At 71.8% G+C, this 13,001-nt stretch carries 12 protein-coding genes and 1 tRNA gene; 9 read left to right on the forward strand and 4 right to left on the reverse strand.

Annotation, left to right across the window (positions count from 1 at the left end; all coding sequences use genetic code 11):
* The first annotated feature begins 6 nt into the window (after positions 1 to 6).
* The 6 genes from I003_RS0122605 (at position 7) to pth (ending at position 5,144) form a co-directional block, all read left to right on the forward strand.
* Positions 7 to 915, forward strand: coding sequence for a hypothetical protein (locus tag I003_RS0122605; RefSeq protein ID WP_027773601.1), 909 nt, complete (start codon positions 7 to 9; stop codon positions 913 to 915).
* Between the two features lie 7 nt (positions 916 to 922).
* A tRNA-Gln gene (locus tag I003_RS0122610) sits at positions 923 to 993 on the forward strand.
* Between the two features lie 118 nt (positions 994 to 1,111).
* Positions 1,112 to 2,590 (forward strand): bifunctional UDP-N-acetylglucosamine diphosphorylase/glucosamine-1-phosphate N-acetyltransferase GlmU, encoded by a 1,479-nt coding sequence (glmU, locus tag I003_RS0122615; RefSeq protein ID WP_027773602.1) that lies wholly within the window; start codon positions 1,112 to 1,114, stop codon positions 2,588 to 2,590.
* 97 nt (positions 2,591 to 2,687) lie between these two features.
* Complete coding sequence (locus I003_RS0122625; RefSeq protein WP_027773603.1) at positions 2,688 to 3,665, forward strand: ribose-phosphate diphosphokinase; 978 nt, start codon at positions 2,688 to 2,690, stop codon at positions 3,663 to 3,665.
* A 193-nt stretch (positions 3,666 to 3,858) separates the two neighbouring features.
* Positions 3,859 to 4,473, forward strand: a complete 615-nt coding sequence (locus I003_RS0122630) for a 50S ribosomal protein L25/general stress protein Ctc (RefSeq protein WP_027773604.1) — start codon at positions 3,859 to 3,861, stop codon at positions 4,471 to 4,473.
* Between the two features lie 80 nt (positions 4,474 to 4,553).
* Positions 4,554 to 5,144, forward strand: coding sequence for an aminoacyl-tRNA hydrolase (gene pth / locus I003_RS0122635; protein ID WP_027773605.1), 591 nt, complete (start codon positions 4,554 to 4,556; stop codon positions 5,142 to 5,144).
* Between the two features lie 298 nt (positions 5,145 to 5,442).
* Here the strand turns inward: pth and ppc are convergent, their stop codons facing one another.
* Complete coding sequence (gene ppc / locus I003_RS0122640; RefSeq protein ID WP_027773606.1) at positions 5,443 to 8,235, reverse strand: phosphoenolpyruvate carboxylase; 2,793 nt, start codon at positions 8,233 to 8,235, stop codon at positions 5,443 to 5,445.
* Positions 8,236 to 8,558: 323 nt separating this feature from the next.
* On the opposite strand from ppc, the gene I003_RS0122645 reads away from it, so the two are divergent.
* Both I003_RS0122645 and I003_RS0122650 read left to right on the forward strand, forming a co-directional pair.
* Entirely contained in the window at positions 8,559 to 9,602 is a 1,044-nt protein-coding gene (locus tag I003_RS0122645; RefSeq protein ID WP_027773607.1) for a fatty acid desaturase, read from the forward strand.
* Positions 9,599 to 10,294, forward strand: a complete 696-nt coding sequence (locus I003_RS0122650) for a TetR/AcrR family transcriptional regulator (protein ID WP_199784341.1) — start codon at positions 9,599 to 9,601, stop codon at positions 10,292 to 10,294. Before I003_RS0122645 ends, I003_RS0122650 begins: the two co-directional genes overlap by 4 nt.
* A 145-nt stretch (positions 10,295 to 10,439) precedes the next feature.
* On the opposite strand, the gene I003_RS0122655 is transcribed toward I003_RS0122650, so the two are convergent.
* Positions 10,440 to 10,799, reverse strand: coding sequence for a glyoxalase (locus I003_RS0122655; protein ID WP_027773609.1), 360 nt, complete (start codon positions 10,797 to 10,799; stop codon positions 10,440 to 10,442).
* Complete coding sequence (locus I003_RS0122660; protein ID WP_027773610.1) at positions 10,796 to 11,593, reverse strand: trans-aconitate 2-methyltransferase; 798 nt, start codon at positions 11,591 to 11,593, stop codon at positions 10,796 to 10,798. Before I003_RS0122660 ends, I003_RS0122655 begins: the two co-directional genes overlap by 4 nt.
* Before the next feature lie 72 nt (positions 11,594 to 11,665).
* Here I003_RS0122660 and I003_RS0122665 point away from each other — a divergent pair, with 72 nt between their 5' ends.
* Entirely contained in the window at positions 11,666 to 12,160 is a 495-nt protein-coding gene (locus tag I003_RS0122665; RefSeq protein ID WP_027773611.1) for a MarR family transcriptional regulator, read from the forward strand.
* A gap of 62 nt (positions 12,161 to 12,222) precedes the next feature.
* On the opposite strand, the gene I003_RS0122670 is transcribed toward I003_RS0122665, so the two are convergent.
* On the reverse strand, positions 12,223 to 12,987 hold the full coding sequence (locus I003_RS0122670) for a LuxR C-terminal-related transcriptional regulator (RefSeq protein WP_486584341.1): 765 nt from the start codon (positions 12,985 to 12,987) through the stop codon (positions 12,223 to 12,225).
* Positions 12,988 to 13,001: the final 14 nt, after the last annotated feature.

Here is a 13,001-nt window from a genome sequence, read left to right on the forward strand (position 1 = left end):
GGCGACATGACACACGCACGACCCCGCCGCCCCGGAGACGGCACGGGCGGCCTGCTCACCGGCACGGCGACCTTCGCAGAACTCCGCGACCGGGCGGTGGCCCTGCGCAGGGAGGGCCTGAGCCGCAGGCAGATCCGCGACCGCCTGAAAGTCGCCAACAACGACCTGCTCAACCGCCTCCTGGAAGGCGAACCACCCCCGGAATGGACGAAGCGCCCGCGAGCGAAGGACGACCTGCGCGCAAAGGCCCGCGAGTTGCGCAAGCAGGGCCGGACCTACGACCAGATCCAGGTGGAACTGGGCTGCTCGAAGAGTTCGATCTCCCTGTGGGTACGCGACCTGCCCAAGCCGCCGCCCCGCACCCGCGAGGAGGCGTCGGCCATCGCCAGACGGGGCTGGGAGGCGACGCTGCGCAAGAGGGAGTCCGAACGCCGGCGAACGAAGCGCGAAGCGACCCGGGAGATCGGACACCTCAGCGACAGGGAGCTGTTCCTCGTCGGCGTGGGCCTCTACTGGTCGGAGGGCGCCAAGTGCAAGGGGCCTCGCCGGAGGGAGAGGGTCATCTTCGTCAACAGCGACCCCGGAATGATCACGACCTTCCTGGCCTGGCTCCGCTTGCTCAAGGTGGACGGCGACCGGCTCAGGTTCAGCGTGCAGATCCACGAGACGGCGGACGTGACAGCCGCCGAGGAGTTCTGGGCCACACACGTCGGCGTAGACCGCGGGCACCTGCTCAAGACGTCCCTCAAGAGGCACAACCCCTTGACCAACCGAACGAACACCGGCGACGACTACCACGGCTGCCTTCGGGTAACGGTCCGGGACGGCGCTGAGCTCTACCGTCGCATTGAGGGGTGGTGGTACGGCATAGTGGTGGCCACACGTCACCTCGATCAGCGAATCGGACATAGGTGACGAACTATCCCGGGTCGTCTAATGGCAGGACAAATGGTTTTGGTCCATTGAATGAGGGTTCGACTCCTTCCCCGGGAGCTTCGACACACATCACCCACGGCCCCGGCATCCGCCGGGGCCCGTTTGCGTCACCCCCCGCATACCCCCTCGGTATCCTGCCCGTATCCCCCATTCCGCCTGCGTAAGGACACCTCACGTGACCGCGAACCGCCCCGCAGCCGTCGTCGTACTCGCCGCGGGCGAAGGCACCCGTATGAAGTCCGCGACCCCCAAGGTCCTGCACCGCATCTGTGGTCGCTCCCTCGTCGGGCACGTCGTCGCCGCCGCCGGAGAGCTGGACCCCGAGCATCTCGTCGTCGTCGTGGGCCACGGCCGGGAGGCCGTCGCCGCGCATCTCGGGGAAATCGCACCGCTCGCGCGGACCGTGGTGCAGCGGGAGCAGAACGGGACCGGGCATGCCGTGCGGATCGCGCTGGAGGAGCTGGCCGGGGGTGGCGTGGCTCTGGACGGGACCGTGGTGGTGGTGTGCGGCGATACGCCGTTGCTCTCCGGGGAGACCCTCGGCCGGCTTGCCGGGGTGCACGCCGCCGACGGGAACGCCGTGACCGTGCTGACCGCCGAGGTGCCGGACGCGACCGGGTACGGGCGGATCGTGCGGGAGGGCGCGGACGGGGCCGTCACGGGGATCGTGGAGCACAAGGACGCCTCCGCGGCGCAGCGGGAGATCCGGGAGATCAATTCGGGGGTGTTCGCGTTCGACGCGAAGCTGCTGGCGTCGGCGTTGACGCAGGTGCGGCGGGACAACAGTCAGGGTGAGGAGTATCTGACGGACGTGCTGGGGATCCTGCGTGCGGCGGGTCACCGGGTGGGTGCGTCGCCGGCCGCCGATCACCGGGAGATCCTGGGCATCAACAACCGTGTGCAGTTGGCGGAGGCGCGCCGGCTGCTGAACGACAGTCTGCTGCGTGACGCGATGCTCGCCGGGGTGACGGTGGTGGATCCGGCGTCGACGTGGTTCGACGTGGCGGTGACGTACGAGCCGGATGCGGTGGTGCTGCCGCAGACGCAGCTCCTGGGGGCGACCCGTCTGGGGGCCGGTGCCGAGGTGGGGCCGGGGTGCACGCTGACCGACACGGTGGTGGGTGCGGGGGCGCGGGTGCTCAACACCGTGGCGGACGGGGCGGAGATCGGGGCGGACGCGAAGGTGGGTCCGTACACGTATCTGCGGGCGGGGACGCGGCTGGGTGCGGGGGCGAAGGCGGGGACGTACGTGGAGATGAAGAACGCGGAGGTGGGTGCGGGTACGAAGGTGCCGCATCTGTCGTATGTGGGGGACGCGACGATCGGCGAGTACACGAACATCGGTGCCGCGAGTGTGTTCGTCAACTATGACGGGGTGGCGAAGCACCACACGACGATCGGGAGTCATTGCCGTACGGGTGCGGACAACATGCTTGTTGCGCCGGTCACAATCGGGGATGGCGCGTACACCGCCGCGGGGTCGGTGATCACGAAGGATGTGCCGCCGGGTTCGCTGGCCGTGGCGCGGGGTCAGCAGCGCAACATCGAGGGCTGGGTGGCCCGTAAGCGGCCGGGGAGTGCGGCGGCGCAGGCGGCCGAGGCGGCGCGCCGGGAGGGTGCCGAGGGGGGCGAGGGGGCCGGTCAGGCGGGGTGAGGCCGTGGGAGGCGGGGTCGTACGGGGCGTACGGTGAGGAGGACATCCGACCGGCCGCCCGCCCGGCCGCCTGCCCCGATACCGAGGAGAACGTGCTGTGACCGGGATCAAGACGACCGGCCAGAAGAAGCTGATGCTTTTCACCGGCCGTGGCTACCCGCAGCTTGCCGAGGAGGTCGCGCACCAGCTCGGTGTGGGCCTCGTTCCTACGAAGGCGTTCGACTTCGCCAACGGTGAGATCTACGTCCGTTTCCAGGAGTCGGCGCGGGGTGCCGACTGTTTTGTGATGCAGAGTCACACGACGCCCATCAATCAGTGGATCATGGAACAGATGATCATGGTGGATGCGCTGAAGCGTGCTTCTGCGCGGAGCATCACCGCCATCGTGCCGTTCTACGGCTATGCCCGGCAGGACAAGAAGCACCGGGGCCGGGAGCCGATCTCGGCGCGGCTGATCGCCGATCTGCTGAAGACGGCGGGGGCGGACCGGATCCTGACGGTGGATCTGCACACGGATCAGATCCAGGGTTTCTTCGACGGCCCGGTGGATCATCTGTTCGCGCTTCCGGTGCTCGCGGACTATGTGGCGTCGAAGACGGACCGGTCGAAGCTGACGGTGGTGTCGCCGGACGCGGGTCGGGTGCGGGTGGCGGACCGGTGGGGTGACCGGCTGGGTGCGCCGCTGGCGATCGTGCACAAGCGCCGGGATCCGGATGTGGCGAATCAGGTGACGGTGCACGAGGTCGTGGGGCATGTGGCCGGCCGGGTGTGTGTGCTGGTGGACGACATGGTGGACACGGGGGGCACGATCTGTGCGGCGGCGGACGCGTTGTTCGCGAACGGCGCGGAGGATGTGGTCGTGGCGGCGACGCACGGTGTGCTGTCGGGTCCGGCGGGTGAGCGGTTGAAGGGGTCGAAGGTCAGCGAGTTCATTTTCACGAACACGCTGCCGACGCCGAGTGAGTTGGAGCTGGACAAGATCACGGTGTTGTCGATGGCGCCGGTGATCGCGCGGGCGGTGCGCGAGGTGTTCGAGGACGGGTCGGTGACCAGCCTCTTCGAAGAGCACGCGTAGCTTTTTCGCAGCAAGATCGACTTGGGGCGGCCGCTCGCCGCCGGGTAGACTCGCGGAGTTGCTCGGCGAGGGAGGCCGCCCCGGTTCGTCCGGTTCCGGCTCGGTGCTCCGTTATCGACGCGCTCTTCGTAGCAGGCCGATTGCGGCCGGGTGACCGTTCCCGTCAGCTTCACCTACTGCGAGGAGTGCAGTCATGGCCGAGTACAAGATCGTCGCGGAGCCGCGGACCGAGACCGGCAAGGGTGCGGCCCGCCGGCTGCGCCGTGAGGACAAGGTCCCCGGCGTCATCTACGGGCACGGTACCGACCCGCGGCACGTGGCGCTGCCGAGCTACGACCTGCTGATGGCGCTGAAGACGTCGAACGTGCTGATCAGCCTTGAGGTCGGCGGCAAGTCCGAGCTGGTCATCCCGAAGGACGTGCAGCGTGACACGCTGCGCACCGGGGTGCTGAAGCACGTGGACCTGCTGGTCGTGAAGCGCGGCGAGAAGGTCAGCGTCGAGGTGCCGATCCAGGTCGAGGGCGATCTGGCGCCGGGCCAGAACCTGCTGGAGCACACGCTGCACGCGCTGCCGGTCGAGGCCGAGGCGACGAACATCCCGGAGTCCGTGACGGTCAGTGTCGAGGGCCTGGAGGCGGGTGCCACGCTGCTGGCGAAGGACGTCAAGCTGCCGGCGGGTGTGACGCTGGCGGTGGACGGCGAGGACCCGGTGCTGCACGTGGTCGCGCCGCAGGCGGAGGAGCCGGCGGCGGAGGGCGAGGCCGCCGAGGGCGAGGCCGCGGCCGAAGAGGGCAAGTCGGAGGAGTGATTTGGCGGGGGCGGGCCGTACGGGCCCGCCCCTGTCCGTCTCCGTACGCGCACGTACACGCACCCCGGGAGAGCCAGCAGATGTCGGACGAAGCGCAGCCGTGGCTCGTCGTGGGCCTGGGCAATCCGGGCCCGGGGTACGCGGGCAACCGGCACAACGTGGGGTTCATGGTGGCCGATCTGCTGGCGGAGCGGGCCGGGGGGCGGTTCACGTCGCACAAGTCGCGTGCGCAGGTGGTGGAGACGCGGCTCGGGCCGCCGGGGCCGGCGAGCCGGCGGATCGTGCTGGCGAAGCCGATGTCGTTCATGAATCTGTCCGGCGGCCCGGTCTCGGCGCTCGCCGGCTTCTACAAGGTCCCGCTGGAGCGGATCGTCGTCGTCCATGACGAGCTGGATCTGGAGTACGGCACGCTGCGGCTGAAGCTCGGCGGCGGGGACAACGGCCACAACGGCCTGAAGTCGTTGTCGAAGGCGCTGGGCCGGGAGTATCTGCGGGTGCGGTTCGGTGTGGGGCGTCCGCCGGGGCGGATGGACGTGGCGGACTACGTGCTGAAGGACTTCTCGGCCGCCGAGCGCAAGGATCTCGACTACTTCGTGGACCGCGCCGCGGATGCGGTGGAGACGCTGGTCACGGAGGGCCTGGAGCGCGCCCAGAACGCCTACAACGGCTGACCCGCGCCCGGAAGCGGCACGGGTCCCGGGGCGACGAGCCGCCCGCCGCGCCGTGCGCGGCACGCTCGTGGGCCGGCCGACGCCGCTACGGTGCCCGCGCCGGCCGTGCACACGGCACCGGACCGCCCGCCGCGCGGGGCACCCCACTCGCCCGTGCGCAGCACGACCGGGGGCGGATGGACCGGCCGGCAGCGCACCCGGCACACGCGGCCCCGCCCGCCGCGCCGTGTGCGGCATCGCCGCGGGCGGGGCGGCGGTTCGGGCGGCCGGCTTTCCGGCCCGCCGCCCGGACCGGAGGTCACCCCGTGTTGCGCAGCCCCGCGGCGACCCCGTTGACCGTCAGCAGCAGGGCCCGGCTCAGCAGCGGGTCGGGGTCCTGGCCGCGTTCGGCCGCTTCGCGCTGCCGGCCGAGGAGTGTGACCTGGAGGTACGAGATGGGGTCGAGGTAGGCGTCGCGGATGCGGAACGTCTGCTGGAGCACCGGGTTGGCCTCCAGCAGTTCCGTCTCGCCGGTGATGCGCAGCACTTCGCTGACCGTCAGTTCGTGTTCGGCTTCGATGACGGCGAAGATGTGCTTCAGCTCGTCGGGCACGAGGGTGTCGACGTAGTGGCGGGCGATCCGCAGGTCGGTCTTCGCGAGCGTCATTTCGACGTTGGCGAGGAAGTTGCGGAAGAAGTGCCAGTGTTCGTACGCCTCCTCCACGACCGCGTCGAGTCCGGCTTCCCGGGCGGCGCGCAGCCCGGAGCCGACGCCGAACCAGCCGGGGACGATCTGCCGGGACTGGGTCCAGCCGAAGACCCAGGGGATGGCGCGCAGTCCGTCGAGGCCCGCGCCGGTGTCGGGGCGGCGGGAGGGGCGGGAGCCGAGGTGGAGTTCGGCGAGCTGGTCGACGGGGGTGGAGGCGAAGAAGTAGGCGGGCAGGTCGGGGTCCTCGACGAGCTGCCGGTAGGCGGCGTGGGCGGCGTCGGAGACGACGTCCATGGCGGCGTCCCAGCGGGTGAGTGCTTCGACGGACTGCCGGGGTGCGGTGTGCAGGGCGGATGCCTGGAGGGTGGCGGCGACGGTCAGTTCCAGGTTCTCCCGGGCCAGGGACGGCACGAGGTACTTGTCGGAGATGACCTCGCCCTGCTCGGTGACCTTGATCTCGCCTTCGAGGGTGCCCCAGGGCTGGGCGAGGATCGCGTCGTGGGTGGGGCCGCCGCCGCGGCCGACGGTGCCGCCGCGGCCGTGGAAGAGGCGCAGGCGTACGCCGTGCCGGTGGGCGACGTCGCGCAGTCGGCGCTGGGCGCGGTGGATCTCCCACTGGGAGGTGGTGATGCCGCCGAACTTGGAGGAGTCGGAGTAGCCGAGCATGACCTCCTGGACGTCGCCGCGCAGGGAGACCAGGCGCCGGTAGGAGGGGTCGGAGAGCATGGCGTCGAGGAGGTCGTCGGCGATCTTCAGCTCGTCGGTGGTCTCCAGCAGCGGCACGATGCCGATCTTCGCCCAGCCGGCGTGCAGGTCGACGAGCCCGGCTTCGCGGGCGAGGACGGCGGCGGCGAACACGTCGTCGGCGCCCTGGCACATGGAGATGATGTACGACTCGATGACCTCGGGCCCGAAGGTGTCGATGGCCTTGCGCACGGTTTCGAAGACGCGGAGGGTCTTGGTGCCGGCGTCGTCGAGCGGCGCGGGGGTGGGCGCCAGCGGGCGGCGGGAGCGCAGCTCCTTGGCGAGGAGTCCGCGGCGGTAGTCGCGGGGCATGTCGAGGTAGCGCCAGGATTCCTCGCCGAGCCGGTCGAAGAGCTGGCCGAGGGCGTGGTGGTGGGCGTCTGCGTGTTCGCGTACGTCCATGGTGGCGAGCTGGAGGCCGAAGGCGGCGATGGTGCGGATGGTGCGTTCGAGCCGGCCGTCGGCGACGAGGGAGCCCCGGTGTGCGCGCAGGGAGGTCTGGATGAGGGTGAGCTCGTCGATGAGCTGCGCGGTGCCGAGGTAGTCGCGGCCGGGCACGTGGGCGCTGCCGTCGGCGAGGCGGCGGCGGGTGTTGAGGAGCTTCTGCCGGATGCAGGTGGCCTTGAGGCGGTAGGGCTCCTCGGCGTTGAGCCGCTTGTAGCGGGGGCTGATCTCGGGGAGCAGCTCCAGGTCGTGCTGGACGGATGCCAGGAGTTCGTCGGTGGCGCCGCCGTTGCGGATGGAGTTGGACAGGGCGGAGCGCAGGTCGTCGATGTGGCCGATGGCTTCGTTGATGCCGTGTTCGTGCTGGAGGAGGAGCACGTCCCAGGTGACCTGGGGGGTGACGTTGGGGTTGCCGTCGCGGTCGCCGCCGATCCAGGTGCCGAAGGTCAGCGGGCGGGTGCCGGGCGGCAGGACGCCGGACTGCACGACGCCGACGCGCTCCAGCTCCGCGGCGAGGTCTTCGAGGACGTCGCCGACGGCGCCGCGGTTGAGTTCGTCGAGGTAGTAGATGGCGTTGCGGGCCTCGTCGGCGGGCTCGGGGCGTACGACGCGCAGCTCGTCGGTCTGCCAGATGAGGTCGATGTCCTCGGCGAGGCGCCGGTCGCAGCGCCGGCGGTCGGCGGCGGACTTGCCCTCGTCGGCTTCGAGCAGGCGGGCGACGTCGCGCAGCTTGGTGAGGACGGAGCGGCGGGCGGCTTCGGTGGGGTGGGCGGTGAAGACGGGCCGGACGCCGAGGCTGGCGATGGTCTCGCGCAGGTGCGCGGGGTCGGCGTCCTTGAGCATGTCGGCGGTGCGGGCGAGGCTGCCGCCCTCGGCGTTGCGGCGGGCGCGGAACTCGCGGCCGCGGTGCACCTGCTCCGTGACGTTGGCGAGGTGGAAGTAGGTGGAGAAGGCTCGGACGAGCCGGGCGGCGGTCTCCAGGTCGACGGTGCGCAGCAGTTCGGCGGCGGCGTCGCCGTCGGTGCGGGTGAGGGCGCGTACGCGTTCGACGAGATCCAGTAGTTCCGGTCCGTCCTGCCGGACGAGGGTCTCGCCGAGCAGGTCGCCGAGGCGCCTGATGTCGGCGCGCAGCTCGGCGTTGCCGGCGGCCGCGGCGCCCGGGTCGGGGCCTGCGGCTCCGGCGGGGCGGTGCGCGTGGGTGTCGGCACTGGTCACTGGTGCGGCTCCTTGGCATGCGGCGCTGGTGTGTCCGCCCGTGCGCGGCGGCGCGCGGCGGGCAGGGGTGCGGACCGCGCTGTCCGGGCCCCCAGACTAGTCGGCCCTGCTTGCGGCCCGGGCGGGCGAAGCCCGCGGGGTTGCGGCATGGGAACCGGTGTCTGCGGGCACTCAAGAGGTGTTCCTTCCACACGGGCGCGCATGTACGCCCGTGGGCCCGTGCCTCTTTCAGCCCGGAACTGAGGCATGCCATACTTACGCCAACGTAGGTTACGGGACCGTAGCCTCGCTGGTCCATGTTCCCCAGCCTTCGAGGGATGCCCATGCCGTCTACGTCCGAAGTGATCGACGAGCAGTCCCGCTCGGCCACGGTCACCCCCGAGTCCGCGACGCTCGGCGGTGAGAACAAGAGATCGATCGAGCAGATCACCCTGCTCGCCTTCATCGTGCTCCCGTTCGTCGCCCTGGTCGCGGCGATCCCGCTGGCCTGGGGCTGGGGGGTGAGCTGGCTCGACCTCGGACTGATGACGTTCATGTACTTCCTCGGCCTGCACGGTGTGACGGTCGGCTTCCACCGGTACTTCACGCACGGCTCCTTCAAGGCGAAGAAGCCGCTGCGGGTGGCGCTGGCGATCGCCGGGTCGATGGCGGTGGAGGGCCCGGTCGTGCGCTGGGTCGCGGACCACCGCAGGCACCACAAGTTCTCCGACGCCGACGGCGACCCGCATTCCCCCTGGCGCTTCGGCGAGACGGTGCCTGCGCTGATGAAGGGCCTGTGGTGGGCGCACATCGGCTGGCTGTTCGACGAGGAGCAGACGCCGCAGAACAAGTACGCGCCGGATCTGATCAAGGACTCGGCGATCCGCCGGGTGTCGCGGCAGTTCGTGCTGTGGACGGCGGTTTCGCTGCTGTTCCCGCCGCTGGTCGGCGGGCTGGTCACCTGGTCGTGGCAGGGCGCGCTGTCGGCGTTCTTCTGGGCGTCGCTGGTGCGGGTGGCGCTGCTGCACCACGTCACGTGGTCGATCAACTCGATCTGCCACGCGGTCGGCAAGCGCCCGTTCAAGTCGCGTGACCGCTCGGGCAACGTGTGGTGGCTGGCGGTCCTGTCCGGCGGCGAGTCGTGGCACAACCTGCACCACGCGGACCCGACCTGCGCCCGGCACGGCGTGATGAAGGGCCAGATCGACTCCAGCGCCCGGATCATCCGCATCTTCGAGAAGCTGGGCTGGGCGTACGACGTGCGCTGGCCGAGCCAGTCCCGTATCGACGCGAAGCGCAACAAGGACGGCGACGGCGGCAAGGGCTCGGGCAAGGGCACGGCCGCCGCGTCGGCCCGCCGTGGGGGGGCCGCCGCCGACGCGGCATGATGGAGCCCGTGGCTACCGGCGGTAAGAGCAGCACGGGCAACAGCGGCGACGGCGGCGAGGGGAAGCCGCCGCGCCGCACCCGGCGGCGGATGACGGGCAAGGAGCGCCGCGAGCAGCTCGTCGACGTGGGGCGCACGCTGTTCGCGGCGCGCGGCTTCGAGGCGACGTCGGTGGAGGAGATCGCCGCGAAGGCGGGCGTGTCCAAGCCGGTCGTGTACGAGCACTTCGGGGGCAAGGAAGGGCTGTACGCGGTCGTCGTCGACCGCGAGATGCGGCGGCTGCTCGACATGGTGGCGGGCGCGCTGACCGCGGGGCATCCGCGGGAGCTGCTGGAGCAGGCGGCGTTCGCGCTGCTGGACTACATCGACGAGTACACCGACGGCTTCCGCATCATGGTCCGGGACTCGCCGGTGGCGCAGTCGCACGGCTCGTTCGCGTCGCTGATCAGCGACATCGCCACCCAGGTGGAGGACATCCTGGGGCTGGAGTTCAAGTCCCGCGGCTTCGATCCGAAGCTGGCGCCGCTGTACGCGCAGGCGCTGGTGGGGATGGTGGCGCTGACCGGGCAGTGGTGGCTGGACGTGCGCAAGCCGAAGAAGGCGGAGGTCGCGGCGCATCTGGTGAACCTGGCCTGGCACGGGCTGGGCGATATGGAGGCCAAGCCGCGGCTGGTAGGCCACCGCCGCGCGTAGCCCGCGGTGCGGGGCTCCTGCGACTCGCGGCGCCTGCGTCGCCTCGGTGGGGTCGCGCGCTGCGGTGCCGGTCCGGGCGCCCGGGGCGGGCCCGCGGAGCGCCGTCGGCGTCCCGCCGCGGCGGAGCGGCCCTCCGGGTGGGCCCTTACCCGGCCTGGAACTCCAGCCGGTTGCCGAACGGGTCGTTGGTGTGGAAGCGCCGTACGCCCGGGATCTCGCCGTCCGCCCAGGTCACGTCGTGGCCGCGGGCGGCCAGCCGGCGGGCGAGCGCGTCGAGGCCGGTGACGACGAGCGCGGGATGCGCCTTGCGGGCGGGGCGGAAGTCCTGTTCGACGCCCAGGTGGAGCGTCACGGGGCCGGAGGTGAACCAGCAGCCGCCGCGGGCGGCGAGCACCGCGGGCTTGGGCACCTCGGTCATGCCGAGGACGTCGCCGTAGAAGATCCGCAGGACCTCCTCGCTGCCGGCGGGGACGGCGAGCTGGACGTGGTCGATTCCGGTGATCATGGCATGACTCCCAGCGCGAAGATGCGGCGGAACGGGAACGGGGTGCCGTGCGGGCCCGGCGGGTAGGCGGTGCGCAGCAGGGCCGCGTAGGCGGTGACGAACGCGTCGGCGTCGTCGCCGAGCGCGTCGAGCACGGGGCGCAGGCCGGTGCCCTTCACCCAGTCCAGCACCGGGTCGGGACCGTGCAGGAGGTGGACGTACGTGGTCTCCCAGGCGTCGCCGGCGCAGCCGAGGTCGCAGAGCAGTTCCAGGTAGGCGACCGGCTGCAGCACCGGCTGGTCGCGGAGCACGCCGTCGAGCCGCCCGCGCCAGCGGGGGTCGCCGGTGAGCTGCCGCATCAGCGCGTGGCTGGGGGCGTCGTAGTTGCCGGGGACCTGGAAGGCGAACGTGCCGCCGGGGGCGAGGCCGGCGAGCCAGCGGGGGAAGTGCTTCCAGTGGTCGGGCACCCACTGCAGCACGGCGTTGCCGAGGATCAGGTCGTACGCGCCGGGCTCGGGCGTCCAGTCGGCGAGGTCGGCGTGGGCGAAGTCGATCCGGCCGCCGCCGGGGGCGGGGCCGGCGTGGGCGGCGGCGGCGCGGAGCATGGCGGCGGAGCTGTCGTACCCCGTGACGTGGGCGCCGGGCCAGCGGGCGGCCAGCAGTGCGGTGCCGTTGCCCGTACCGCAGCCGATGTCGGCGATCCGCGCCGGGCGGCGGGGTGGCTCCCCGACGTGGGCGAGGAGGTCCGCGAGGGGGCGGGTACGGGGCCCCTCGTGGCGCAGGTACTGCTGCGGGTCCCAGGAGGGTGAGGTCATGTGTTCCAGCGTTCCGCCGATGTATCTCGATGTCAAGAGACTTCATGTCGACAGACCAACTACACTGACGTCATGCGGGACGAGGTGGACCGGCTGGTCGCGGCGTGGCGCCGGGAGCGCCCCGACCTCGACGTGGAGCCGCTGGAGGTGCTGAGCCGGGTGAGCCGGCTGGCCCGCCACCTGGACCGGGCCCGGCGGGTGGCGTTCGCGGAACACGGCCTGGAGGGCTGGGAGTTCGACGTGCTGACCGCGCTGCGCCGCGCCGGCGAGCCGTACCAGCTCTCCCCCGGCCAGCTCCTCACCCAGACCCTGGTCACCTCCGGGACGATGACCAACCGCATCGACCGGCTGGCGAAGAAGGACTTCGTCTCCCGCCTGCCGGACCCCAGCGACCGGCGCGGGGTGCTTGTGCGGCTCACCCCCGAGGGCCGCGAGCGCGCGGACGCGGCGCTGGCGGCACTGCTGGCGCAGGAGCGGGCGATCCTCGCGGAACTGCCGCCGGAGCGCCGCACGGAACTGGCGGGACTGCTCCGCCGGCTGACGGCGCCCTTCGACAACGTGCCGTAGCCCGGTGTGCCCCGCGGCCCGCGCGCGACCGCCGCCGCGCCGCCCTCTCGGGCGCCGGGCCGCTACCCGCCCACGCCTGCCGGCTCGCCCAGGTCCACCGGGCCCACGCCCGCGCGGCGGGCCAGCGCCACCGCGGCCAGCGTCGAGTGCACGCCGAGCTTGCCCAGCACGTTCTGCATGTGCGTACGGACCGTGTGCGGCGACAGATACAGCCGCTCAGCGACGGCCTTGCGGCCCAGGCCCGCGACCATGCAGCGCAGCACCTCGTGCTCCCGCGGGGTCAGCGACTCGACGAGCTGCTCGCTTTCCGTGCGGTGCTCCCGGGCCGCCGTCAGCTCCCGCAGCACGCCCGTGAGCAGCGCGGGCGGCAGATGCGTCTCGCCGCGCAGCACGCCCCGGATCACCGCCAGCAGCCGGGACAGCGAGCTGTCCTTGGCGACCCAGCCGAACGCTCCGGCCTGGAGCGCCGCCGCCGCCCGCGCCGGATCGTCGCGGGCCGCGAGGACCACCGTGCGGGTCTGCGGATGCGCCGAGCGGACGCGCGCCGTGAGCGATATCCCGCCCGGGGCGCCGGCCGCCGAGCCGTTGCCCGCGACCGCCTGCGCGGGCACCGGTGTGCCCGCGGGCACGTCGCGGTCGAGGTCGGCGTCGACCAGGAACACGTCGAACGGGCGCCCTTCCGCCGCCGCGCGCTCCAGTGAGCGCAGCGCGGCCTGACCGCTGCCGGCCGGCAGCACGTCGACATCCGGCTCTGCTGCCAGCGCCGCGGCCAGCGACTCGGCGAACACGCGGTGGGCATCGGCCACCAGGACCCGGATCCGAACCACGGACACCCCCATGT

The sequence above is a fragment of the Streptomyces sp. CNQ329 genome, from assembly GCF_000482585.1.